This is a genomic window from Telluribacter humicola (assembly GCF_017355935.1).
In the GTDB taxonomy this organism is placed as follows: domain Bacteria; phylum Bacteroidota; class Bacteroidia; order Cytophagales; family Spirosomataceae; genus Telluribacter; species Telluribacter humicola.
Genome location: NZ_JAFIQT010000001.1, coordinates 591,282 through 612,281, shown reverse-complemented (window position 1 = coordinate 612,281; position 21,000 = coordinate 591,282). Strand labels below are relative to the sequence as shown.

Genomic DNA, 21,000 nt, shown 5'->3' with positions numbered 1-21,000 from the left:
AAAAATTCGGGAACCGCCCAGACAATGCTACTTTGAAAAAAATGTAAGGTTATATATCGCCCTTTTTATGAAAAATAAAATAATCTTTTTTGCTCTACTGCTTTCTGTTACTTCGGCCGCCTACGCACAAACCAAGCTGGAAGTAGAACAATTTAGCCAGAAGCTCAACACCGTTCCACAGGCGCAGCTGGTAGATGTACGCACTCCAGCTGAATACCAACAGGGGCATCTGCCCCAGGCCATCAATATGGACTACCGAAACGAAGCCTTTGCGAAAGAGATCAAAAACCTGGATAAATCGAAGCCTGTGTACGTGTACTGCCTGTCGGGTGGACGTAGTGCCGGTGCCGCGCAGAAGCTAGTGGAGCAGGGATTCAAGGAGGTGTATGATATGCAGGGCGGCTATCTCAAATGGTCATCGGCCGGTAAAGAAGTAGTTGCTGATTCTAAAGGTTCATCATCCAAAGATGCCATTAGCCAGGAGGCTTTTACAAAGCTAATCTCTTCGGATAAACCTGTACTGATAGACTTCTTTGCTCCCTGGTGCGCTCCCTGTCAGAAGATGATGCCTTCGATCAAGAAGCTGACCAAGGAGTACGAAGGCAAAGCTTTGATCGAAACCATTAACTACGACCAGAATAAAGCCCTGGCTCATCAACTAGGCGTAGATGAAATACCGGTGTTTCTGCTTTACAAGAATGGGAAGCTGCTCTGGCGTGGCATAGGCCTTATGCCTGAGTCAGAGTTTCGAGAGGTTATTGAAGCGAACCTTTAAGATTTTATCCTAAACAACTTTTAGATATACTTGCTGACTTATTCTTATCCGAAAAGTATATCTATGTCCAAAGTCTGCTTTCTGTTCTGCCTGAGTTTATTACTTTATAGTTACTCGCTTAGCGCGCAAGTGGTTTTATCAGCTCCCGACTCATCCGTTATTGAAGTACAGCCTGAATTTCCTGGTGGTGTTCAGGCATTTTTCAAGTACCTTAATAAGCACCTCAAATACCCTAAATCGGTTAGCAAATCATTATATCATGGAAAAGTCACTATCAACTTCATCATTGACCAGAATGGTAAGGTAGTGGCTGATTCTTTAAACTTTGAAAAGATGAGCTTTTACAGTGAAAAAGCGGTTGAAACGTTAAAGGCACAGGCAAAAGCAGATCTTACCGCAATGATAGAAAGCTTGTTTGCAAAAATGCCCGACTGGAAACCGGGCACGCAAAACGGAAAGCCAGTCAGAGTGAAATACACGATACCAATTAATATTGGATTTGATTAAGTGTATAATGATATATATTCTTACAAACTAAACTCAGGCAGATTTTATTAAGCCTTTGATCGTAACATAGAAAGAGACCTGGCCGAAAATTCGGCCAGGTCTCTTTTATTTATGATAACAAAATGTTTATTCAGCCTCGGTCAGCAACCGTGCAAATTCATCAAACAGATATCTTGAGTCGTGAGGACCAGGCGCTGCTTCCGGGTGGTATTGCACCGAGAAAGCTGGCCGATCTTTCCGACGAATACCTTCAATGGTATTGTCATTCAGGTTCATGTGCGTTACCTCTACATCGGGATGCTGTTTGATCTCGTCCGGATCTACTGCAAATCCATGGTTCTGTGAAGTAATCTCACACAGCCCCGTGATCAGGTTCTTAACCGGGTGGTTTAGTCCGCGGTGTCCGTTGTGCATCTTATAGGTAGAGATTCCACTTGCCTGCGCCAGCAACTGATGTCCCAGACATATACCAAACAGTGGCTTGTGCGTATCTACCATTTGACGTACTGTATCTACGGCATACACCATAGCAGCCGGATCACCCGGGCCATTGGAAATGAAAAACCCATCCGGATTCCAGGACATCACTTCTGAGAAAGGAGTTTGTGCCGGGAATACCTTGCAGTAGCAACCACGCTGCGTCAGGTTCTTCAGGATGCTCCTTTTGATTCCATAGTCCATTACAGCTACACGCCAGCGGCTTCCGGCTTCCTCTCCTACATAATAGGGCTCAGATGTACTGATTTCGGAAGATAATTCAAGACCTTCCATCGAAGGTATCTTATGAAGTTCTTCCATCAGTTCTTTTTCATTCAGTATTTCAGATGAAATAATAGCATTCATGACACCCTTTTCACGAACATGACGTACCAGGTGGCGCGTATCCACATTACTGATACCTACCACATTCGCTCTTTCAAAGTACTCCTGCAAAGAAAAGTCTGCTGTGTGTCGAGAGAAGACGTTTGAGAAGGTATTACACACCATCCCACTAATCTTGATATTATCAGACTCTTCCTCCGATTCCAGCTGCACCCCATAGTTTCCGATATGGGAAGTAGTGTTTACAATGATTTGTCCGTAGTAGGAAGGATCCGTGTAAATCTCCTGGTAACCGGTCATACCTGTGTTAAAGCAAATTTCACCTCCGGTAGTGCCTCTTTTACCAAGAGCCAGACCGCGATATGCCGTTCCATCTTCGAGAAGTAGCAGAGCTTCTTTTGTTTGATTCATGTTATGCTTTAAAGTTTAAAAGAAGGAATGTAATGAACCGCCTTCTGATTCAGGCTCAAAATTAATGAATTATGTCCAAAAAAAGGGGTTAAACGTCAAACGTTTAACCCCTTATAACTACTTATCGTTCATTCTTACTTTTCGGTTTCTTCTGTTTCATCAGAAACCGGTTTCACATCATCAGCGGGTGCTGCTTCCTCGGCTGCTGGTGCAGCGGGGGCCGGAGCGGCAGGGGCCGCCTCAGCTACGGGTGCATTCCCCTCAGCTTTCTTACCACCACGACGACTACGACGTGTCTTAGTAGCTTTTTCAGTTTCAGCCTGCAGAAGAGTCTCGTTGAAATCAACCAGCTCCATCATACACATTTCTGCGGCATCACCCTGACGAGTACCCAATTTGATGATGCGGGTATAACCACCTGGACGGTTGGCAACCTTGTCAGAAACTACACTGAATAGTTCCTTTACAGTCTCCTTATCGTTCAGATAAGAGAATACTACCCGACGGTTGTGCGTTGAATCATCTTTTGAACGAGTCAGCAATGGCTCAACATATTTTCTTAATTCTTTTGCTTTTGCAAGCGTAGTTTCGATGCGCTTGTGCAAAATCAATGAAGAAGCCATGTTTGCCATCATAGCACGCTTGTGCGATGCAGTCCTCCCCAGATGGTTGTCTTTTTTTCCGTGTCTCATTTTTTTGTTTGTTTGGCCTCTTCGGCGGTCCGATTCGAGCAGCGTTTGACCGCGCTCAAGAATGGTAACTCTTTTAAACTAATTTATTTTATCAATCCTCCTCCAGACGGTACTTTGCTACATCCATGCCGAAGGTAAGACCTTTTTCTGATACAAGTTGTTCCAGCTCCGTAAGAGATTTCTTACCAAAGTTGCGGAACTTCATCATATCAGAAATTTCCAGCTTCACCAGATCGCCCAATGTTTTCACATCGGCTGACTTAAGACAGTTGTAAGCACGTACCGAGAGGTCAAGCTCCGACAGAGACGTCTTGAGAAGCTTACGCATACGTAGCATCTCTTCATCCACCTGGTTATCTTCCTCAGCCTTCTGCTTCTCAAAAGTCATTGTCTGATCTGAGAATAGCATGAAGTGCTGAATCAGGATATTGGCCGCTCCTTTCAAAGCGTCCTCAGGGTGAATAGATCCGTCTGTCTGGATATCTATCAGCAAGCGTTCGTAGTCAGTACGCTGTTCTACACGCGTATTTTCAACGCTGTACTTTACATTTTTGATTGGGGTATAGATAGAGTCCATAGCGATATGACCGAAGGGAAGTTCGGTAGCGCGAGGCTCATCAGCAGGTACATACCCTCTACCTTTATCAAGAATCAGTTCCATTTCGAACTCTTTCTGATCATCAATGTGACAAATCACTTGGTCAGGGTTAAGTACTTCGAATGAACTGGTAAATTTACCTATATCGCCGGCAGTTATAACTGAAACATTTTTCAGATTAACTACGATACGGTTTTCTACTAAATCGGATACTTTTTTGAATCGTACCATTTTCAGGTTCAGGATGATTTCAGTAACATCCTCAACGATACCTTCAATGGTTGAAAACTCGTGAAGTACACCGGGGAACTTCACGCTCGTAATGGCGTATCCTTCCAGTGAAGAAAGTAGAATACGACGCAACGCATTTCCAATGGTCACGCCATAGCCTTTCTCCAATGGCTTAAACTCAAACAACCCGTGAAAGTCGTCGGCTTTTTCCATCACGACTTTATCAGGCATTTGGAAAGCTAATATTGACATAGTCTTTGCTCCTTTATTTGTAGTAAATGATGGTTGATCAGGCCATCGTTACCTTTGCGATCGCAAACGTTTCCCCAAAGTATGGGTATAAGGATGCCCCGGACAAGCCGGGGCGTATGTAGATGAAGGTTATTATTACTTCGAGTACAACTCGACGATGAGCTGCTCGCTGATGTTCTCAGGGATCTGGTCGCGCTCAGGATAAGTTACAAACTTACCTGTCATTTGCGATCCATCCCACTCCAGCCAAGTGTATCTTTTTGAAGTATGACCAGCAAGGCTATCAGTCACAGCTTCCAGAGACTTAGACTTCTCACGTACTGATATAGTCTGACCAGGACGTAGGGAATATGAAGGGATGTTTACAATCTCGCCATCTACCATAACGTGCTTATGGGTAACTAGCTGACGAGCCGCACGACGAGTAGGAGCTATACCCAGGCGGTATACTGTATTGTCAAGGCGGGCTTCGCAGTACTTCAGCAAGTTTTCACCGGTAATGCCTTCCTTTACAGTAGCGCGCTGGAACAAGTTACGGAATTGTCTTTCCAGAATTCCGTAAATGTATTTCACTTTTTGCTTCTCCATCAATTGCAATGCATATTCGGACTTCTTAGAACGGCGTCCGCGCCCATGCATGCCTGGAGGGTAATTCTTTTTTGAAAGTGCCTTGCTGGGCCCCATGATGGGCTCACCGTAGCGTCTTGAGATTTTTGCCTTGGGACCTGTATAACGTGCCATTATTATTTATTTGATTGTACTGTCGCTGCCAATTCCATAACCCCAGTTCCCAAATTACGAATTGAACATCAACTAAAAGATTAAAATTAAACTCTTCTACGCTTGGGAGGACGACATCCATTGTGAGGTAGTGGAGTAATATCTCTGATAGATGTTACCTCGATACCTGTATTCTGGATTGTACGAATCGCTGACTCACGTCCTGAACCCGGACCTTTTACAAACACTTCAGCCTTACGCATACCAAGGTCGAAAGCAACCTGAGCGCAGTTCTGAGCAGCAGTTTGTGCAGCATAAGGAGTATTTTTCTTAGAGCCACGGAAGCCCATTTTACCCGCAGATGCCCAGGATATAACCTGACCGTTGCTGTTTGTAATAGAGATGATGATGTTGTTAAAAGTAGCTTTGATGTGGACCTGGCCGGTTGGCTCAACCACCACTACTCTTTTTTTAGCTTTGTCTTTTCTTTTATTATTCTGTGCCATTTTGCTATTGCTCTAGATCAAGATGCGGACACGATCCGCATCTTAGTTATTATTTCGTAGCCTTCTTCTTGTTCGCAACAGTCTTACGCTTACCCTTACGAGTACGTGAGTTGTTCTTAGTTCTCTGTCCGCGCAACGGAAGACCTTTCCGGTGACGAAGTCCACGATAAGAAGCAATATCCATTAAGCGCTTAATGCTCAACTGAACTTCTGACTTCAATGCACCCTCTACTTTAAATTCAGTAGCGATGATTGAACGAACTGCTCCTGACTCATCATCTGACCAATCCAACACTTTTTTATCAGCGTCAATGCCAGCCTTATCCAAGATTCTACGAGCAGCGCTACGGCCAATGCCATAAATGTACGTGAGGGCTATTTCACCCCTTTTCCTGTCGGGAATATCAACTCCTGCAATACGTGCCATAATAAATTATCCTTGTCTTTGTTTGTACCGAGGATTCTTTTTGTTAATTACATAGACCTTACCTTTACGGCGGATCACTTTGCAGTCTGCGCTGCGCTTTTTTACAGATGCTTTAACTTTCATTGTATATATATAATTATCGAGTAAAACGTTGTGCGATTTCTCGCAGACAAACCTACTTGTAGCGATATACTATACGTGCTTTGGACAGATCATAAGGAGACATCTCCAGCTTCACGCGATCACCAGGCAGAATCTTGATATAGTGCATTCTCATCTTTCCTGAGATATGCGCTATTACTTCATGTTTATTCTCTAACTGTACACGAAACATTGCGTTAGACAATGCTTCTACTATAACTCCGTCTTGCTCTATGGATGCTTGTTTTGCCATTCGTGTTTATGAATCTATCGATCTTATGCGTTTACCATTAAACTGGTATTAGCGGTAACTTCTTCTATGTATTCAAACGTAGTCAGAATTTCTGCCTTACCTTTCCGTACAGCTACCGTATGTTCAAAATGGGCCGAAGGCTTTCGGTCAGAAGTACGGATGGTCCAGCCATCCCGCTCCTGTACAACTGCTTTGTGACCCAGGTTGATCATAGGCTCAATGGCTATAACCATTCCTTCCTTTAATTTTGTTCCCTTACCTTGCTTACCATAGTTAGGTACTTCGGGACTTTCATGCAGATTTTTACCTACACCATGCCCTACCAGCTCCCTTACTACTGAGTATCCATGTCCTTCAACATAGTTTTGAATGGCAAAGCCTACATCACCTATGCGTAATCCATCGATAGCCTTTTCAATTCCAAGGTACAATGACTTCTTAGTTCTTATCAACAGATCCATAATCTCCTGTGAGATTTCTCCCACCGGGTATGTATAGGCACTGTCACTATGAAAGCCATTTAGCTTTACGCCGCAGTCGATGGATACTATATCACCATCTCGCAGCTCGTACGCCCCAGGAATTCCATGAACTACTGTTTCATTAACAGATATACACAAGGAGGCTGGAAACTTATTGTATCCTTTGAAGGAAGGAATACCTGCATTATTTCGGATAAACTCTTCTGCAACTTTATCAAGCTGTCTGGTAGTAACACCTGGCTTAATCCATTTTGCAACTTCGGCGTGGGTTTTCCCCAGCACCTGGGCGCTCTTCTTTATTAAATCTATTTCCTGATCAGTTTTCAGGTAGACCATCTCTATTATACTGCTACACTTTCAGTTCTGCCTTTCACCCGACCTGACTTCATCAAGCCTTCGTAACGGCGCATTAATAAGTAACTTTCAATCTGCTGAAGAGTATCCAGTACAACACCCACCATAATGAGCAGAGAAGTACCGCCAAAGAATTGTGCAAACTCCGTGGTCATACCTAGTAGGCTTGCAACTGCAGGTAGTATAGATACCACCGCCAGCATAATAGCGCCCGGGAATGTTATACGATCCAGAATCGAACTAATATAGTCTGAGGTCTGCTGTCCGGGCTTAACACCTGGAATAAATCCCCCCCCACGCTTCATATCATCTGCTATCTGTTGTGGATTCACTGAGATAGCGGTATAGAAGAATGTGAAAATAATAATCAGAGAAGCAAACAACAGGTTATACTGCCAAGTTGTGTAATTAGCAAAAATGGTAGCTACGTTACTGGCAAAGTCGCTCTGCTCAGCAAAAAGGCTAGCTATCAGTGATGGGATGAACATCAAAGCCTGAGCAAAGATGATCGGCATCACACCGGCAGCATTCACCTTCAATGGCAAGTACTGGCGTTGACCGCCCATGACACGATTACCTACGACTTGTTTAGCGTACTGAATAGGTACCCGGCGTACTGCTTGTGTAAGCATTACGGCCCCCATGATAACAAAATAAAGAGCTACTATCTCTAATACGAATATCAGGATCTGGCCACTTCCTCTTGATGAGAACTCTTGAATGATAGCACCAGGAAAACGGGATACAATACCGATCATGATTAGCATCGAAATACCGTTACCTACTCCTTTATCTGTGATACGTTCACCCAACCATACGCAAAACATCGTTCCGGCAATAAGGACGAAGATAGAGGATACTGTAAATATACCTCTTGAAACAAGAAGAGCCTCGTCAGGTACTGTAGTATTAAGATAGGTAAGTCCTTGTGCAAGCGTTACAACAATAGTCAGTACACGAGTAATCTGATTTAGTTTTTTACGCCCGGACTCTCCTTCTTTCTGCATCTTCTGGAAGTAAGGAAGCGCCATGGTCAAAAGCTGTATAGCAATTGATGCAGAGATATAAGGCATGATACCCAATGCAAACACGGATGCCTTACTGAACGCTCCTCCTACGAAGGTGTCAAGTAGTCCCAATAGTCCCTGAGAGGCAAAATTCATGCGATCCGGTTCAACACCAGGAAGCACGACAAATGACCCCAAACGGAATATCGTTATAAACAAAAGAGTGTTGAGAATACGTGTTCTCAACTCCTCTATTGAAAAGATATTTTTAATCGTATCGATAAATCGTTTCATGTTGCGAGGCTTGTATTACCTGTAGTTAATCAAACTATAAAGTTAGTGAGTTACTAACAGGATTACAATTTTATTGCTTTTCCTCCAGCCTTTTCGATAGCCTTAACAGCGGAACCTGAAAATCCGTGAGCCTGTACTTCTACAGCTGCACTGATTTCGCCGCGATTAAGAACTTTAACAAGGTCTTTCTTGCTAATCAGACCATTGTTACGCAACAACTCGACATCTACTACAGTAGCACCTGTTTTCTCAACCAGGGCCTGAATAGCATCCAAGTTTATTGCTTTGTACTCAACACGATTGATATTATTGAAACCGAACTTTGGAAGACGGCGCTGGATGGGCATCTGACCACCTTCAAAAGCACGCTTCTGGCTGTAACCTGAACGCGACTGAGCACCTTTATGACCACGCGTTGAGGTACCTCCTCTTCCAGAACCCGTTCCGCGACCTACCCGCTTTCTATCACGAACAGAACCAGCTGCCGGTTTTAATGAACTAAGATTCATAGTTGTAATACTTTTTAAATTTCTTCTACTTTGACCAAGTGATTCACCTTACGGATCATACCCGCAATGGCATCAGAATTTTCTTTTTCAACCGAGCGGTTGATCTTTCCCAAGCCAAGTGCTTTAATAGTCCGCTTCTGTGTTTCAGGACGATCAATGGTACTCTTGATCTGGGTTATACGTACTTTTGACATGGTTTCTTGTGATTAGAGGCCGAACCTATTGTTGACCTGGTTTTACCCGTTAAACACTTTCTCCAACTTCACACCGCGTTGGAATGCTATCTGATGAGGTGCACGCATCTTCAAAAGAGCATCTACGGTAGCCTTAACCACGTTGTGGGGGTTAGAAGAGCCTTTTGATTTAGCTAATACGTCATGTATACCAGCAGCCTCTAACACGGCACGCATAGCACCACCAGCGATTACACCTGTACCAGGCGCAGCTGGCTTGATCAGTACATAACCACCGCTGAACTTACCCTCCATCTCATGAGGTACGGTTGTTTTCAACAAAGGTACTTGTACCAAGTTTTTCTTAGCGTCATCAATACCCTTAGCGATAGCGTCTGTTACTTCATTGGCTTTGCCAAGTCCGTAGCCTACTACACCTTTTCCATCTCCTACCACTACAATGGCAGAGAAACTAAAACGGCGGCCACCTTTTACTACTTTGGCAACGCGGTTAATAGCAACCACACGCTCTTTCAGTTCTGATTCGTTAACCTTCGCAGGTCTTGTATGATTAGACATCTTTCTTCTATCTTAGAATTTGAGACCACCCTCACGGGCTCCTTCGGCCAATGCTTTAACTTTTCCGTGGTACAGGTAACCATTACGGTCAAATACAACCGCTGCTACACCTGCAGACTGTGCCTTTTCGGCAATCTTCTTACCCACTTCCTGCGCAGCTTCAACGTTCGTATTCCATTTCTTCTCGCCTAGTTCCAGCGAAGAAGCGCTTGCTAAAGTTACGCCTTGCTCATCATCAATGATCTGCGCATAGATGTTAGTGTTAGACCGGAATACAGTCAAGCGTGGACGCTCAGATGTACCCTGCACTTTCTTGCGAATATGATATTTGAGGCGTTGTCTTCTGTCTGTTTTTGCAGTCGCCATTTTATTATTCTATCTAATAGTATTAAAAATAATTTATACTGTAAGCCGACCTTATTTCTTAGATGCTGACTTACCAGCTTTGCGGCGTACCACTTCACCTGTGAAACGAATACCTTTACCCTTGTAAGGCTCAACTTTACGAAGTGACTTTATTTTAGCAGCGACTACCCCAATCAATTCTTTATCAATACCCTCTAGAATAACTTTTGGGTTCTGACCTTTTTCGGTAACAGCTGCCACTTTGATCTCATCAGGCACAGCCATAAATATGTTGTGAGAGTAACCCAGGTTAAGTTCAAGGATATTGTTAGCAACACTAGCCTTATAACCTACTCCAATGATCTCAAGCTCTCTCTTATATCCGGTGCTTACACCAATCACCATATTGTTGATTAGTGAACGGTACAGTCCGTGCAGGGCTTTATGACGCTTCTGCTCAGTTGGACGTGATACCTTTACCACATTACCCTCGATTTCCACCATCATCTCAGGATCTACTGCCTGAGTAAGTGTTCCTTTAGGGCCTTTCACCGACACCACATTGTCATCAGCAACTGCTACTGATACACCTGCGGGTAGTTCTATGATTTTCTTTCCTATTCGTGACATTGCCTTAGGGCTTTATTATTTTAGTATACAAAGCACAGTACCTCACCACCAACGTTGAGTGAGCGTGCCTCTTTATCAGTCATTACACCTTTCGATGTTGAAAGGATTACTGTACCAAGGCCACTCAATACGCGAGGGACAGTGGTTGCACCAGAGTACTTACGAAGACCTGGCTTACTCACACGCTGAAGCTTTACTATAGCTGACTGCTTGGTGACCGGATTATATTTAAGAGCTATTTTGATGCTGCCCTGAGGACCAACTTCATCAAACTTATAACTCTGGATATATCCTTTGTCAAACAGTACTTTTGTAATTTCTTTCTTTATGTTGGAAGCAGGTATCTCTACAACCCGGTGCTTCGCCTTTATGGCGTTTCTGATTCTAGTCAGATAGTCTGCTATGGGATCCGTTACCATTTTAGTGACTTGTTTAAGCACCCCTCAAAAAGGCGTGCAAAGTTAAGTAATTGAAATCAGATTTGAAAGGGTCTTACCAACTTGCCTTAGTTACACCCGGAATTTTACCATCCGAAGCCATTTCGCGGAAGGTAACACGTGAGATACCGAATCTGCGCATGTATCCGCGGGGGCGGCCAGTTAGCTTACAGCGGTTGTGTAAACGTACCGGCGAAGAGTTACGGGGCAATTTATCAAGACCAACCCAGTCTCCGGCTTCTTTCAATTTAGCACGCTTGTCAGCGTACTTAGCCACTAGTCTTTGTCTTTTTCTTTCCCGTGCTTTTACTGATTCTTTTGCCATTTGTCAGTGAATATCTTTTCTTACGACTGATTCTTATTATTCGCATTGGTGAAGGGCATACCAAGTGCTTTCAGCAGCTCGTAGCTTTCTTCATCAGAATTAGTAGAGGTAACAAAGGTGATATCCATACCAGAGATCTTATTGACTTTCTCAATGCTGATCTCAGGGAAGATAATCTGCTCTTTTACACCAAATGTGTAGTTACCGCGTCCATCAAACCCTTTGTCGCTAATTCCACGGAAGTCACGCACACGAGGCATGGCAATAGCAGTCAAGCGATCAAGGAATTCGTACATACGATCTCCGCGAAGAGTCACTTTGGCGCCGATTGGCATGTTCTCGCGAAGTTTGAAGTTAGATACAGCCTTCTTAGAGATGGTAGCAATTGCCTTCTGACCTGTGATCAAAGACAATTCTTCTACTCCTGTATCGACTAGTTTCTTATCAGCAACTGCCGCACCAATACCCTTATTGATAACAATCTTAGTCAGGCGGGGTACCTGCATTACTGACTTGTACTGAAATTTATCTCTCAGTTGAGATACCACTTCGGCGTGGTATTTTTCTTTTAATCTTGGAGTTGCCATTAGAAGCTTTTCAGTTAGGGTGGATTTCCGACCCACCTTACTTTATATAGTTAAAAATCAATGCTGTTATAACAGCTATTCTACTAGATAAGGTTTCCTGACTTCTTAGAGAAGCGCTGGAGTTTGCCTTTATCATTCAACTTGCGGCCGGTACGAGTTGCTTCGCCAGTAGCCGAATCTACTACCATCAGATTACTGATGTGAATAGCGCCTTCGATCTTCTCGATGCTACCCTGTGGGTTCTGAGCATTAGGCTTCTTGTGTTTAGTGATCATATTGACACCTTCCACCAGAGCACGCTGCTTCTCAACCAATACAGACGTAACACGACCCGTTTTACCTTTCTCGTTTCCAGCAATTACCTTCACGGTATCGCCCGTACGAATATGCAACTTGGGCTTCTTGGTATTCTTCTTTTCCATTTTTGTATTCTTTATCGGTTCAAAGAACTACGGTTCACTGGCGTATTAAAGTACTTCAGGTGCCAGTGATACGATCTTCATGAACTGCTTCTCACGCAATTCACGAGCTACCGGCCCAAAGATACGGGTACCGCGAGGTTCGTCATTATTGTTCAGAAGAACGGCAGCATTATCCTCAAAGCGGATGTAAGTGCCATCCTTGCGACGTACTTCTTTCTTAGTGCGTACGACTACGGCTTTGGATACTGTACCTTTCTTCATATTGCTGGAAGAAAGTGCTGATTTTACTGTAACGACGATCTTATCGCCAACCGAAGCATAACGCTTGCCGGTTCCACCAAGTACTCGGATTACGAGTACTTCTTTGGCGCCGCTATTGTCAGCTACGGACAGTCTAGATTCTTGCTGTACCATGATTACTTCGCTCTTTCAAGGATTTCAATTAATCTCCAACGCTTATTCTTGCTAAGCGGACGGGTTTCCATAACACGGATCGTATCACCGATACCGGCCTGATTGTTCTCATCATGTACCATAAGTTTGCTAGTCTTGCTCATAAACTTACCGTACATGGGGTGCTTAACCTTACGTTCTACGGTGATCACACAAGATTTCTCCATCTTGTTGCTCACAACGCGGCCAACTCTTTCTTTACGCAAATTTCTGTTTGATGCCTCCATGATTTCTTAGCTACTTTACTATTGTTGCTGTTGGTTTGACTTGGCCGACAGCTCCGTCATGAGCCTCGCAATCTGCTTACGCGAAGACCGAATCCGGATTGGATTCTCAACCGGAGAAATCGCATGAGCGAACTTCAACCGTAGCAAGCGCTCTTTTTCCTGGGCTATCTGCTCTTTCAACTGATCAGCTGAAAGAGCTTGTATTTCCTTATTAGTCATTGCTTTATTCAATTATGTATGGTTCAGAATACGCAGTTGCACTGGGCCTATTCCTGATAATCGCGGCGCACAATGAACTTTGTCTTGATTGGCAGTTTCTGAGCTGCCAGACGAAGTGCTTCATTGGCTGTATCCAGGCTAACGCCGGTTGCTTCGAATAAGATAGTACCTGGCTTCACCACAGCTACCCAATATTCGGGTGCACCTTTACCTTTACCCATACGAACTTCGGCAGGCTTTTTGGTGATAGGCTTATCAGGGAATACCCGAATCCACACCTGTCCTTCCCGCTTCATAGCACGGGTTACTGAAATACGAGCTGCCTCAATCTGACGGGCAGTCAGCCAACCCGGTTCGAGCGCCTTGATAGCAAAGGAGCCAAAAGTGATCTCGTGTCCGCGTGATGCGATACCCTGAGACGCTCCTTTACCCTTTTGCTGCTTGCGAAATTTGGTTCTTTTCGGCTGTAACATGGTTTTATTTATTTATACCGACGCTCACGCGCCAGAAAATCCATTGCTGATTACTTCTTCTTATTATTAGATCTGCTTCTCTTACGACGATCACCACCACGATCACCACCTCTTTCGTTGTCGCCGCCACGGCCGCCTCTTCTTTCGCCACCACGTTCGCTACGCTCACTGTTAGCTGGTGCAGCTGCGCTTGGAGTCAGATCACGCTTGCCGTATAGCTCTCCTTTGAATACCCATACCTTGATACCGATTTTACCGTATACAGTCTGAGCTTCTGAGATAGCATAATCAATGTCAGCACGAAGAGTGTGCAGAGGAATACGACCTTCTTTGTATTCTTCAGTACGTGCCATTTCAGCACCACCCAAACGACCAGAAAGACGTAGTTTAATTCCTTGTGCTCCTACACGCATTGCTGAAGCGATAGACTGCTTCATAGCACGGCGGTAAGAAATACGAGCTTCCAGCTGCTGAGCGATAGTTTCGCCGATCAGTTTGGCATCGATCTCCGGACGTTTGATCTCATAAATGTTGATCTGAACATCTTTACCAGTGATCTTCTTAAGCTCTTCTTTGATTTTATCCACTTCGGCACCACCTTTACCGATCACGATACCCGGACGGGCAGTGTGAATAGTCAGTGTGATACGCTTGAGGGTACGCTCGATAACTACCCGTGAGATAGCTCCTTTCGGAATACGAGCCTGGATGTATTTGCGGATTTTTTCGTCTTCAACAAGTTTGTCAGAGAAATCTTTTCCACCATACCAGCTCGATTCCCAACCTCTAACAATGCCAAGTCTTAGACCTACCGGGTTAACCTTCTGTCCCATTCGTATATAGATCGTTTACTTATGATTCGGTATTATTTTCTTCACTGTCTGCAGTAATCGTAAAAGCAGATGCATCATCAATCACGATTGTGATATGATTAGAACGCTTACGGATACGATGGGCTCTACCCTGGGGGGCAGGGCGTAGGCGCTTTAGCATACGTCCACCATCTACAAATACAGTTTTTACGTACAGATCAGCATCCTCAATCTTGGCATCCTCATTGCCCTGCTGCCAGTTAGCTACTGCTGAGAGTAGTACTTTGTGCAGAGTAGAGGAGGCAGCCTGGGGCTGAAACTTTAAGATGGCCAGAGCTTTGCTGACCTTCTGACCGCGAATCATGTCAGCTACCAATCTCATTTTACGAGGTGAGGTAGGTACATTTCGTAGTATTGCTCTTGCTTCCATGTTCTTTTCAGGTATTCGTCAGCCTCTGTATCTAAAAGACCCTAAGCCAACGGTCTACATTAATTATCTCTTACCTTTATCCTTTTTTGCCGTGTGACCACGGAAGTTACGCGTAGGTGCAAATTCACCCAGTTTATGCCCAACCATGTTTTCAGTTACATAAACAGGGATGAACTTATTGCCGTTATGAACGGCGAATGTATGACCAATAAAGTCAGGGGAGATCATTGAACGACGAGACCATGTCTTGATTACAGACTTCTTGTTCGAATCGTTCATCGTCTGAATCTTATTTTCCAGACGAAAATCTATATAGGGACCTTTTTTTAATGAGCGTGCCATTTACCTATTTTATTTTTTACGTCTGCTAATAATCAGTTTCTCAGAGTGCTTATTCTTGTTACGAGTCTTCTTACCCTTAGCCAAGAGACCGTTTCTAGAACGTGGGTGTCCACCTGATGCACGTCCTTCACCACCACCCATAGGGTGATCGACAGGGTTCATAGCAACACCTCTTACACGAGGACGACGTCCTAACCAGCGCTTACGACCAGCTTTACCAATGCTAACGTTCATATGGTTAGCATTAGAAACTGTTCCAACGGTAGCCATACAAGCCGAAAGGATCATGCGCATCTCGCCAGAAGGCATTTTCAATACAGCATATTTTCCTTCGCGAGCTACCAGCTGTGCATAAGTACCTGCACTACGGGCAAACTGAGCACCTTTACCAGGCGTAAGTTCAATATTATGTACAATTGTACCGATAGGCATGGAAGCTAGTGGAAGAGCATTTCCTACTTCGGGAGCTACTGCTTTACCAGCTACGATTACTTGTCCTACGTTTAGACCGTTAGGAGCAATAATATAGCGTTTCTCACCATCTTCGTACTGCACCAGTGCAATACGGGCTGAACGGTTAGGATCGTATTCAATTGTTGCTACTGTGGCAGGAGCATCCATACGATTTCTTTTGAAATCAATAACACGATACCTCTGCTTATGTCCACCACCGATGTACCGCATGGTACGACGGCCCTGGTTATTACGGCCACCTGATTTCTTAAGTGGCTCTAGAAGGCTCCTTTCAGGCTTTACCGCAGTGATCTCTTCGAAAGAAGGAGCTACGCGGAAGCGCTGACCTGGGCTTGTTGGTTTTAATTTTTTAACTGCCATTGCTTTACTTGCTCATCAATGTTGTGAATCAGTCAACTTAGTTTTAGGCTTCGCCGTAGATATCGATCAGCTCGCCTTCAGCTACCGTTACGATAGCTTTCTTAAAGGTTGACGTTTTTCCGCTGATAAACTTTCCTCCCGACATACGAGATTTAGCTTTCCCAATGCAACGCATCGTGCGTACACTCTCTACGGAAACCCCGTACATTTTCTCGATAGCCTTTTTGATTTCTACCTTATTGGCATCTTTGGCTACCTCGAAGGCGTATTTTCCTTGACCACCCTGAGCGGTTACCTTCTCGGTTATGATCGGACGCTTCAGTACACTCATTGCTTATTTGTTCAAAAGGGTTTCCAATTTAGACAGTGCTGGCTCGCTTATGATCAGGCGCTCAGCGTTCATGAGGTCATATGTATTGACCGTATCAGCTGTGGCAACTTTCGTCTTAGGAATGTTACGACTAGACAGATACACATTGTTATCAACATCAGGCAAAATCAACAGTGTCTTGGTGTTTGTCAGAGACAACGCGTTCAAAACATTCAGGAATGACTTTGTCTTGGGAGCATCAAATGAGAAAGCCTCAATTACAGAGATAGAATCACCTTTCGCCTTAGCAGCCAGAGCTGAAATACGAGCTAGTGTCTTTACTTTCTTATTCACTTTGAAACCGTAGTCACGAGGACGGGGACCGAATATACGACCACCACCAACGAACACGGGTGACTTTATGCTACCGGCACGAGCTCCACCCGTACCTTTCTGACGTTTGATTTTACGTGTGGAGTAGCTTACTTCAGCACGCTCTTTGGCTTTATGAGTACCCTGACGCTGGTTAGCCAGATACTGCTTTACATCTAGGTAGATAGCATGCTCGTTGGGCTCGATACCAAAGATATCCTCCGACAACGTCACTTTTTTACCGCTATCCTCTCCTTTTATATTTAATACAGACAGTTCCATCAGTATTATTTCTCAATGATTACAAATGAATTCTTTGAACCTGGCACGGAGCCGCTTACTACTAGGAGGTTTTGCTCCGGAATAAGTTTCAGAATACGCAGGTTCTGAATCTTTACACGATTGTTACCCATACGACCGGCCATACGAATGCCTTTGAATACTCGTGATGGGAACGAACAAGCACCAATTGAACCTGGGTGACGTGCACGGTTGTGCTGACCGTGAGTCTGGCCACCTACTCCCGCAAATCCATGACGCTTTACAACGCCTTGAAATCCGCGTCCCTTAGCAGTACCTACTACATCAACAAATTCACCTTCGATGAAAATGTCCTGTATAGTTAAGGCTTTGCCCAGTTCGTGCTCTTCCTCAAAATACTTGAACTCAACCAGCTTTTGCTTGGGAGTTGTGTTAGCCTTCTTGAAGTGACCGAGCATGGGTTTGGTGGTGTTCTTTTCTTTCTTCTCACCAAAGCCTAGCTGCAGCGCAGAATAGCCATCTTTTTCTTCGGATCTTACTTGTGTTACTACACAAGGACCAGCTTGAATAACAGTACATGCCAGAGCCTGCCCGTCAGCATTGTACAAACTGGTCATTCCGATTTTTTTACCTATTAAACCAGACATTTTATTGTGTTTTAGAATAGCAGGAATTAACCTATTTTTAAAAACGGAGTGCAAAGTTAGAAATTTGCAATTTAGCATCCAAACCCATTCCGTTTATTATTTTGAGTATCAGCAAAAAAGGTCAGGCGTATTATACACCTGACCTCATTTTGTACCGTAAAAGCTACTATTTTCTGACTGGCAGATGCTTTTAGCGGAAATGAACTCAGATGTGGTTTCCAGTGGAATCCGGACCTTCACCCGATAATACCCATATGTCGTCGGCTCTAACGCCGAGTAATTATACTTTGATCTCTACATCAACACCACTGGGAAGCTCAAGCTTCATCAGGGCATCTACAGTCTTGGCGCTAGTTGAGAAGATATCAACCAGACGCTTGTACGTACAAAGCTGGAACTGCTCCCGTGACTTCTTGTTAACGTGGGGTGAACGTAGTACAGTGAAGATCTCCTTCTCAGTTGGAAGAGGGATTGGACCACTAACTACAGCTCCTGTAGCCTTTACAGCCTTAACGATTTTCTCGGCTGACTTATCAACCAGATTATGGTCGAAAGATTTAAGCTTAATGCGAATTTTTTGATTCATTACTTTTTGTTTTTGCTGGTTCTTGACACTCTGTTGGCCTGTACTCGACTTGCCTTCACTAACGAAAGAACCATTTACTCCGTTAGTGCAGTAGGTTTATATAAAGAGTAGGTAACAATAGGCTACCTACTCTTATCTTTTTGAATTATGCTTTAGCTGTACCCTTTACCTTGGCAATCACTGCTTCGGCAATGTTTTGTGGTACAAAGTCATAGTGAGCAAAAGTCAGTGAAGCTGTTGCACGTCCAGATGTGATGGTACGCAGGTCAGTTACATAACCAAACAGTTCCGACAGAGGTACATCTGCTTTGATTACCTGTGAGCCAGCTTTGGTATCCATACCTTTCATCACACCACGACGACGGTTAAGGTCACCTGTGATAGGACCGGTATACTCTTCTGGTGTAACTACGTCTACTGCCATGATAGGTTCCAGCAGTTTAGGACCAGCGTTACGAGCAGCTTCTTTGAAACCGATACGGGCAGCCATTTCAAAAGAGAAGGCATCCGAGTCAACATCGTGGAATGATCCGTGGAAGAGACGAACCTTCATAGAGTCGATTGGGTAACCTGCCAGAGGACCATTCTTCATAGCCTCATCAAATCCTTTTTGGATAGAAGGAATAAATTCACGAGGGATAACACCACCTACAATCTTATTGTCGAACTGTAAGCCTTGCTTCTCCTTGCCATCTTCCTCCTGGTCATCACGTGGTCCGATTTCGAATACGATATCGGCAAACTTACCACGACCACCAGTCTGCTTCTTATATACTTCTCGGTGCTCGAAGTTCTTGGTAAGAGCTTCTTTGTAAGCCACCTGAGGAGCACCCTGATTTACTTCTACTTTAAATTCACGACGCATACGGTCGATGATGATTTCCAGGTGAAGCTCACCCATACCACGGATGATGGTCTGGCCGGTTTCTTCATCTGTATTAACCTGAAGCGTTGGATCTTCTTCGATAAGCTTAGAGATAGCATTACCAAATTTATCCTGATCAGCTGTTTTCTTAGGCTCGATAGCGTAACCAATTACAGGCTCAGGGAATACCATTGACTCGAGTACGATAGGATTCTTCTCATCAGACAGTGTATCACCAGTCTTGATATCCTTGAAACCTACTACCGCACCGATATCACCTGCTTCCAGACGATCAATCTGATTCTGCTTGTTAGCGTGCATCTGGAAGATACGAGAGATACGCTCTTTGTTGCCTGAACGGTTGTTCAGTACATAAGAACCTGACTCAAGTACTCCTGAGTACGAACGGATAAAGCAAAGACGACCTACATAAGGGTCAGTAGCAATCTTAAACGCAAGAGCAGCGAAAGGCTCAGTTCCTGAAGGCTTACGAACTACTTCGTTTCCGGTACGTGGATCAGTTCCTTTGATGTTGTCTCTGTCCAATGGTGAAGGCAGAATGGCCATCACATAGTCCAGCATAGTCTGAACACCTTTGTTCTTGAAAGAAGAACCACAAAGCATAGGAACAATCTTCATGCTGATGGTAGCCTGACGAAGAGCCGCCAGTATCTCATCTTCTGAAATAGACTCTGGATCTTCGAAATATTTCTCCATCAGGGTCTCGTCGAATTCGGCTACCGCTTCGAGCAGTTTCTCACGCCACTCAGTAGCTTCTTCGATCATATCATCAGGAATAGGTACCTCAGTAAAGGTCATTCCCTTATCCTCTTCGTTCCACTGGATACCACGGAAGTTAACCAGATCAACTACTCCTTTGAAGTTCTCTTCGGAGCCGATTGGCAACTGTAGGGGAACTGCGTAGCTACCAAGCATTTCCTTCACCTGCTTACACACGTTAAGGAAGTCAGCACCTGCACGGTCCATTTTGTTAACGAAACCGATACGAGCTACGTTATAGTTGTTGGCCAGACGCCAGTTAGTCTCAGACTGAGGCTCTACACCATCTACTGCACTAAACAGGAACACAAGACCATCCAGAACGCGAAGCGAACGGTTTACCTCTACGGTAAAGTCCACGTGGCCCGGAGTATCAATGATGTTGATGTGGTACGTGTTGTCACGGTAAGGCCAGCTAACAGTAGTAGCCGCCGAAGTGATAGTAATACCACGCTCCTGCTCCTGCTCCATCCAGTCCATAGTGGCAGCCCCATCGTGTACTTCTCCGATTTTATGGCTTACCCCTGCGTAATACAGGATACGCTCGGTTGTTGTTGTCTTACCGGCATCAATGTGTGCGGCAATTCCAATATTTCTTGTGAACTTTAAATCACGTGCCATGATAATGTGACTATATATTTAAGCTGATTTTCTATTCTGATATGTGGGCGATGCCACTAATTGATTTGGCGGTTTATGCCACTCAAAAACAGACCGCAAAAGTAGTGAAGTAATTATGTAAAAACAACTTAGCTCCAGTAATTTTTGTAGATATTTTTAAAGAGCTTCCTTTTTGTAGCAGAGAATAATCCAATTCTGCTAATGCTCGGCAAGAGCTTGCCTGACCATAAAGCAGCACCCGTTTACAAAGAACTTAACTTTCCCTCTCCTACATGCAACTACCTACCTC

General features: G+C 44.3%; 34 protein-coding genes. 2 read left to right on the top strand and 32 right to left on the bottom strand.

Features of this window, described 5'->3' with window-relative positions; translation table 11 throughout:
- Positions 1-67 precede the first annotated feature (67 nt).
- Positions 68-775: a rhodanese-like domain-containing protein gene (locus tag JUB14_RS02845; RefSeq protein WP_207504251.1), complete on the top strand. Its 708-nt coding sequence runs from the start codon at positions 68-70 to the stop codon at positions 773-775.
- Positions 776-838: 63 nt separating this feature from the next.
- On the top strand, positions 839-1,282 hold the full coding sequence (locus JUB14_RS02840; RefSeq protein WP_207504250.1) for an energy transducer TonB: 444 nt from the start codon (positions 839-841) through the stop codon (positions 1,280-1,282).
- A 126-nt stretch (positions 1,283-1,408) separates the two neighbouring features.
- Here the strand turns inward: JUB14_RS02840 and carA are convergent, their stop codons facing one another.
- The 32 genes from carA to fusA all read right to left on the bottom strand — a co-directional run bounded on the left by carA (position 1,409) and on the right by fusA (position 20,711).
- Positions 1,409-2,515, bottom strand: coding sequence for a glutamine-hydrolyzing carbamoyl-phosphate synthase small subunit (gene carA / locus JUB14_RS02835; RefSeq protein ID WP_207504249.1), 1,107 nt, complete (start codon positions 2,513-2,515; stop codon positions 1,409-1,411).
- A 134-nt stretch (positions 2,516-2,649) separates the two neighbouring features.
- Entirely contained in the window at positions 2,650-3,207 is a 558-nt protein-coding gene (gene rplQ / locus JUB14_RS02830) for a 50S ribosomal protein L17 (protein WP_207504248.1), read from the bottom strand.
- Positions 3,208-3,298: 91 nt separating this feature from the next.
- The gene (locus tag JUB14_RS02825; RefSeq protein ID WP_207504247.1) at positions 3,299-4,288 is read right to left on the bottom strand and encodes a DNA-directed RNA polymerase subunit alpha; all 990 of its coding nucleotides are present in this window, start codon (positions 4,286-4,288) and stop codon (positions 3,299-3,301) included.
- A 135-nt stretch (positions 4,289-4,423) separates the two neighbouring features.
- The gene (gene rpsD / locus JUB14_RS02820; RefSeq protein ID WP_207504246.1) at positions 4,424-5,029 is read right to left on the bottom strand and encodes a 30S ribosomal protein S4; all 606 of its coding nucleotides are present in this window, start codon (positions 5,027-5,029) and stop codon (positions 4,424-4,426) included.
- 86 nt (positions 5,030-5,115) lie between these two features.
- The gene (rpsK, locus tag JUB14_RS02815; protein ID WP_207504245.1) at positions 5,116-5,514 is read right to left on the bottom strand and encodes a 30S ribosomal protein S11; all 399 of its coding nucleotides are present in this window, start codon (positions 5,512-5,514) and stop codon (positions 5,116-5,118) included.
- A gap of 49 nt (positions 5,515-5,563) precedes the next feature.
- Entirely contained in the window at positions 5,564-5,941 is a 378-nt protein-coding gene (gene rpsM / locus JUB14_RS02810; RefSeq protein ID WP_207504244.1) for a 30S ribosomal protein S13, read from the bottom strand.
- Positions 5,942-5,947: 6 nt separating this feature from the next.
- Entirely contained in the window at positions 5,948-6,064 is a 117-nt protein-coding gene (ykgO, locus tag JUB14_RS02805) for a type B 50S ribosomal protein L36 (protein WP_207504243.1), read from the bottom strand.
- 52 nt (positions 6,065-6,116) lie between these two features.
- A complete protein-coding gene (gene infA, locus JUB14_RS02800) occupies positions 6,117-6,335 on the bottom strand; it encodes a translation initiation factor IF-1 (protein ID WP_207504242.1) in 219 nt (72 codons plus the stop codon).
- A gap of 23 nt (positions 6,336-6,358) precedes the next feature.
- Complete coding sequence (map, locus tag JUB14_RS02795) at positions 6,359-7,153, bottom strand: type I methionyl aminopeptidase (RefSeq protein WP_207504241.1); 795 nt, start codon at positions 7,151-7,153, stop codon at positions 6,359-6,361.
- Between the two features lie 5 nt (positions 7,154-7,158).
- Entirely contained in the window at positions 7,159-8,472 is a 1,314-nt protein-coding gene (gene secY, locus JUB14_RS02790) for a preprotein translocase subunit SecY (RefSeq protein ID WP_207504240.1), read from the bottom strand.
- Between the two features lie 62 nt (positions 8,473-8,534).
- The gene (gene rplO / locus JUB14_RS02785) at positions 8,535-8,981 is read right to left on the bottom strand and encodes a 50S ribosomal protein L15 (RefSeq protein ID WP_207504239.1); all 447 of its coding nucleotides are present in this window, start codon (positions 8,979-8,981) and stop codon (positions 8,535-8,537) included.
- Positions 8,982-8,995: 14 nt separating this feature from the next.
- Positions 8,996-9,175, bottom strand: a complete 180-nt coding sequence (rpmD, locus tag JUB14_RS02780; protein WP_207504238.1) for a 50S ribosomal protein L30 — start codon at positions 9,173-9,175, stop codon at positions 8,996-8,998.
- 42 nt (positions 9,176-9,217) lie between these two features.
- Positions 9,218-9,733: a 30S ribosomal protein S5 gene (gene rpsE, locus JUB14_RS02775; RefSeq protein ID WP_207504237.1), complete on the bottom strand. Its 516-nt coding sequence runs from the start codon at positions 9,731-9,733 to the stop codon at positions 9,218-9,220.
- Between the two features lie 12 nt (positions 9,734-9,745).
- Complete coding sequence (rplR, locus tag JUB14_RS02770; protein WP_207504236.1) at positions 9,746-10,099, bottom strand: 50S ribosomal protein L18; 354 nt, start codon at positions 10,097-10,099, stop codon at positions 9,746-9,748.
- 51 nt (positions 10,100-10,150) lie between these two features.
- Entirely contained in the window at positions 10,151-10,708 is a 558-nt protein-coding gene (gene rplF / locus JUB14_RS02765; RefSeq protein WP_207504235.1) for a 50S ribosomal protein L6, read from the bottom strand.
- A 20-nt stretch (positions 10,709-10,728) separates the two neighbouring features.
- On the bottom strand, positions 10,729-11,127 hold the full coding sequence (gene rpsH / locus JUB14_RS02760) for a 30S ribosomal protein S8 (RefSeq protein WP_207504234.1): 399 nt from the start codon (positions 11,125-11,127) through the stop codon (positions 10,729-10,731).
- A gap of 73 nt (positions 11,128-11,200) precedes the next feature.
- Positions 11,201-11,470 (bottom strand): 30S ribosomal protein S14, encoded by a 270-nt coding sequence (gene rpsN, locus JUB14_RS02755; protein WP_207504233.1) that lies wholly within the window; start codon positions 11,468-11,470, stop codon positions 11,201-11,203.
- A 20-nt stretch (positions 11,471-11,490) separates the two neighbouring features.
- Entirely contained in the window at positions 11,491-12,057 is a 567-nt protein-coding gene (gene rplE, locus JUB14_RS02750; protein WP_207504232.1) for a 50S ribosomal protein L5, read from the bottom strand.
- 83 nt (positions 12,058-12,140) lie between these two features.
- Positions 12,141-12,479 carry a 50S ribosomal protein L24 gene (gene rplX, locus JUB14_RS02745; RefSeq protein WP_207504231.1) on the bottom strand — a complete coding sequence of 113 codons (339 nt, stop codon included), beginning with the start codon at positions 12,477-12,479 and terminating at the stop codon, positions 12,141-12,143.
- A 45-nt stretch (positions 12,480-12,524) separates the two neighbouring features.
- Complete coding sequence (gene rplN, locus JUB14_RS02740; protein WP_026631237.1) at positions 12,525-12,893, bottom strand: 50S ribosomal protein L14; 369 nt, start codon at positions 12,891-12,893, stop codon at positions 12,525-12,527.
- A 2-nt stretch (positions 12,894-12,895) separates the two neighbouring features.
- Complete coding sequence (rpsQ, locus tag JUB14_RS02735) at positions 12,896-13,159, bottom strand: 30S ribosomal protein S17 (RefSeq protein WP_207504230.1); 264 nt, start codon at positions 13,157-13,159, stop codon at positions 12,896-12,898.
- Between the two features lie 18 nt (positions 13,160-13,177).
- Complete coding sequence (rpmC, locus tag JUB14_RS02730) at positions 13,178-13,378, bottom strand: 50S ribosomal protein L29 (protein ID WP_207504229.1); 201 nt, start codon at positions 13,376-13,378, stop codon at positions 13,178-13,180.
- A 47-nt stretch (positions 13,379-13,425) separates the two neighbouring features.
- Entirely contained in the window at positions 13,426-13,851 is a 426-nt protein-coding gene (gene rplP, locus JUB14_RS02725; protein WP_207504228.1) for a 50S ribosomal protein L16, read from the bottom strand.
- A gap of 50 nt (positions 13,852-13,901) precedes the next feature.
- The gene (rpsC, locus tag JUB14_RS02720; RefSeq protein WP_207504227.1) at positions 13,902-14,684 is read right to left on the bottom strand and encodes a 30S ribosomal protein S3; all 783 of its coding nucleotides are present in this window, start codon (positions 14,682-14,684) and stop codon (positions 13,902-13,904) included.
- Positions 14,685-14,703: 19 nt separating this feature from the next.
- Positions 14,704-15,093 carry a 50S ribosomal protein L22 gene (gene rplV, locus JUB14_RS02715; protein WP_207504226.1) on the bottom strand — a complete coding sequence of 130 codons (390 nt, stop codon included), beginning with the start codon at positions 15,091-15,093 and terminating at the stop codon, positions 14,704-14,706.
- 63 nt (positions 15,094-15,156) lie between these two features.
- Positions 15,157-15,435, bottom strand: coding sequence for a 30S ribosomal protein S19 (gene rpsS / locus JUB14_RS02710; protein ID WP_207504225.1), 279 nt, complete (start codon positions 15,433-15,435; stop codon positions 15,157-15,159).
- A gap of 9 nt (positions 15,436-15,444) precedes the next feature.
- Complete coding sequence (gene rplB, locus JUB14_RS02705; RefSeq protein WP_207504224.1) at positions 15,445-16,269, bottom strand: 50S ribosomal protein L2; 825 nt, start codon at positions 16,267-16,269, stop codon at positions 15,445-15,447.
- 43 nt (positions 16,270-16,312) lie between these two features.
- Positions 16,313-16,600 (bottom strand): 50S ribosomal protein L23, encoded by a 288-nt coding sequence (gene rplW, locus JUB14_RS02700; protein WP_207504223.1) that lies wholly within the window; start codon positions 16,598-16,600, stop codon positions 16,313-16,315.
- Between the two features lie 3 nt (positions 16,601-16,603).
- Entirely contained in the window at positions 16,604-17,233 is a 630-nt protein-coding gene (gene rplD / locus JUB14_RS02695) for a 50S ribosomal protein L4 (RefSeq protein WP_207504222.1), read from the bottom strand.
- Positions 17,234-17,238: 5 nt separating this feature from the next.
- On the bottom strand, positions 17,239-17,859 hold the full coding sequence (gene rplC, locus JUB14_RS02690; RefSeq protein ID WP_207504221.1) for a 50S ribosomal protein L3: 621 nt from the start codon (positions 17,857-17,859) through the stop codon (positions 17,239-17,241).
- Positions 17,860-18,139: 280 nt separating this feature from the next.
- The gene (rpsJ, locus tag JUB14_RS02685) at positions 18,140-18,445 is read right to left on the bottom strand and encodes a 30S ribosomal protein S10 (protein WP_132113290.1); all 306 of its coding nucleotides are present in this window, start codon (positions 18,443-18,445) and stop codon (positions 18,140-18,142) included.
- Positions 18,446-18,590: 145 nt separating this feature from the next.
- Positions 18,591-20,711, bottom strand: coding sequence for an elongation factor G (gene fusA, locus JUB14_RS02680; RefSeq protein ID WP_207504220.1), 2,121 nt, complete (start codon positions 20,709-20,711; stop codon positions 18,591-18,593).
- Positions 20,712-21,000: the final 289 nt, after the last annotated feature.

Bases quoted from the DNA above. Each gene is read 5' to 3' on its own strand.
- rpmC (WP_207504229.1), bottom strand. From the start codon at position 13,378: ATGACTAATAAGGAAATACAAGCTCTTTCAGCTGATCAGTTGAAAGAG.
- rpsS (WP_207504225.1), bottom strand. From the start codon at position 15,435: ATGGCACGCTCATTAAAAAAAGGTCCCTATATAGATTTTCGTCTGGAA.
- fusA (WP_207504220.1), bottom strand. From the start codon at position 20,711: ATGGCACGTGATTTAAAGTTCACAAGAAATATTGGAATTGCCGCACAC.
- rplV (WP_207504226.1), bottom strand. From the start codon at position 15,093: ATGGAAGCAAGAGCAATACTACGAAATGTACCTACCTCACCTCGTAAA.
- rplR (WP_207504236.1), bottom strand. From the start codon at position 10,099: ATGGCGACTGCAAAAACAGACAGAAGACAACGCCTCAAATATCATATT.
- rplW (WP_207504223.1), bottom strand. From the start codon at position 16,600: ATGAGTGTACTGAAGCGTCCGATCATAACCGAGAAGGTAACCGCTCAG.
- rpsH (WP_207504234.1), bottom strand. From the start codon at position 11,127: ATGGTAACGGATCCCATAGCAGACTATCTGACTAGAATCAGAAACGCC.
- rpsE (WP_207504237.1), bottom strand. From the start codon at position 9,733: ATGTCTAATCATACAAGACCTGCGAAGGTTAACGAATCAGAACTGAAA.
- rplN (WP_026631237.1), bottom strand. From the start codon at position 12,893: ATGGTACAGCAAGAATCTAGACTGTCCGTAGCTGACAATAGCGGCGCC.
- rpsN (WP_207504233.1), bottom strand. From the start codon at position 11,470: ATGGCAAAAGAATCAGTAAAAGCACGGGAAAGAAAAAGACAAAGACTA.
- rpsD (WP_207504246.1), bottom strand. From the start codon at position 5,029: ATGGCACGTTATACAGGTCCCAAGGCAAAAATCTCAAGACGCTACGGT.
- rplP (WP_207504228.1), bottom strand. From the start codon at position 13,851: ATGTTACAGCCGAAAAGAACCAAATTTCGCAAGCAGCAAAAGGGTAAA.
- rplB (WP_207504224.1), bottom strand. From the start codon at position 16,269: ATGGCAGTTAAAAAATTAAAACCAACAAGCCCAGGTCAGCGCTTCCGC.
- ykgO (WP_207504243.1), bottom strand. From the start codon at position 6,064: ATGAAAGTTAAAGCATCTGTAAAAAAGCGCAGCGCAGACTGCAAAGTG.
- rplD (WP_207504222.1), bottom strand. From the start codon at position 17,233: ATGGAACTGTCTGTATTAAATATAAAAGGAGAGGATAGCGGTAAAAAA.
- rplO (WP_207504239.1), bottom strand. From the start codon at position 8,981: ATGAATCTTAGTTCATTAAAACCGGCAGCTGGTTCTGTTCGTGATAGA.
- rplE (WP_207504232.1), bottom strand. From the start codon at position 12,057: ATGGCAACTCCAAGATTAAAAGAAAAATACCACGCCGAAGTGGTATCT.
- infA (WP_207504242.1), bottom strand. From the start codon at position 6,335: ATGGCAAAACAAGCATCCATAGAGCAAGACGGAGTTATAGTAGAAGCA.
- carA (WP_207504249.1), bottom strand. From the start codon at position 2,515: ATGAATCAAACAAAAGAAGCTCTGCTACTTCTCGAAGATGGAACGGCA.
- JUB14_RS02845 (WP_207504251.1), top strand. From the start codon at position 68: ATGAAAAATAAAATAATCTTTTTTGCTCTACTGCTTTCTGTTACTTCG.
- JUB14_RS02840 (WP_207504250.1), top strand. From the start codon at position 839: ATGTCCAAAGTCTGCTTTCTGTTCTGCCTGAGTTTATTACTTTATAGT.
- rpsK (WP_207504245.1), bottom strand. From the start codon at position 5,514: ATGGCACAGAATAATAAAAGAAAAGACAAAGCTAAAAAAAGAGTAGTG.
- map (WP_207504241.1), bottom strand. From the start codon at position 7,153: ATGGTCTACCTGAAAACTGATCAGGAAATAGATTTAATAAAGAAGAGC.
- rpsQ (WP_207504230.1), bottom strand. From the start codon at position 13,159: ATGGAGGCATCAAACAGAAATTTGCGTAAAGAAAGAGTTGGCCGCGTT.
- rplF (WP_207504235.1), bottom strand. From the start codon at position 10,708: ATGTCACGAATAGGAAAGAAAATCATAGAACTACCCGCAGGTGTATCA.
- secY (WP_207504240.1), bottom strand. From the start codon at position 8,472: ATGAAACGATTTATCGATACGATTAAAAATATCTTTTCAATAGAGGAG.
- rplX (WP_207504231.1), bottom strand. From the start codon at position 12,479: ATGGAAAAGAAGAATACCAAGAAGCCCAAGTTGCATATTCGTACGGGC.
- rplC (WP_207504221.1), bottom strand. From the start codon at position 17,859: ATGTCTGGTTTAATAGGTAAAAAAATCGGAATGACCAGTTTGTACAAT.
- rplQ (WP_207504248.1), bottom strand. From the start codon at position 3,207: ATGAGACACGGAAAAAAAGACAACCATCTGGGGAGGACTGCATCGCAC.
- rpsC (WP_207504227.1), bottom strand. From the start codon at position 14,684: ATGGGACAGAAGGTTAACCCGGTAGGTCTAAGACTTGGCATTGTTAGA.
- rpsJ (WP_132113290.1), bottom strand. From the start codon at position 18,445: ATGAATCAAAAAATTCGCATTAAGCTTAAATCTTTCGACCATAATCTG.
- JUB14_RS02825 (WP_207504247.1), bottom strand. From the start codon at position 4,288: ATGTCAATATTAGCTTTCCAAATGCCTGATAAAGTCGTGATGGAAAAA.
- rpsM (WP_207504244.1), bottom strand. From the start codon at position 5,941: ATGGCACGTATTGCAGGAGTTGATATTCCCGACAGGAAAAGGGGTGAA.
- rpmD (WP_207504238.1), bottom strand. From the start codon at position 9,175: ATGTCAAAAGTACGTATAACCCAGATCAAGAGTACCATTGATCGTCCT.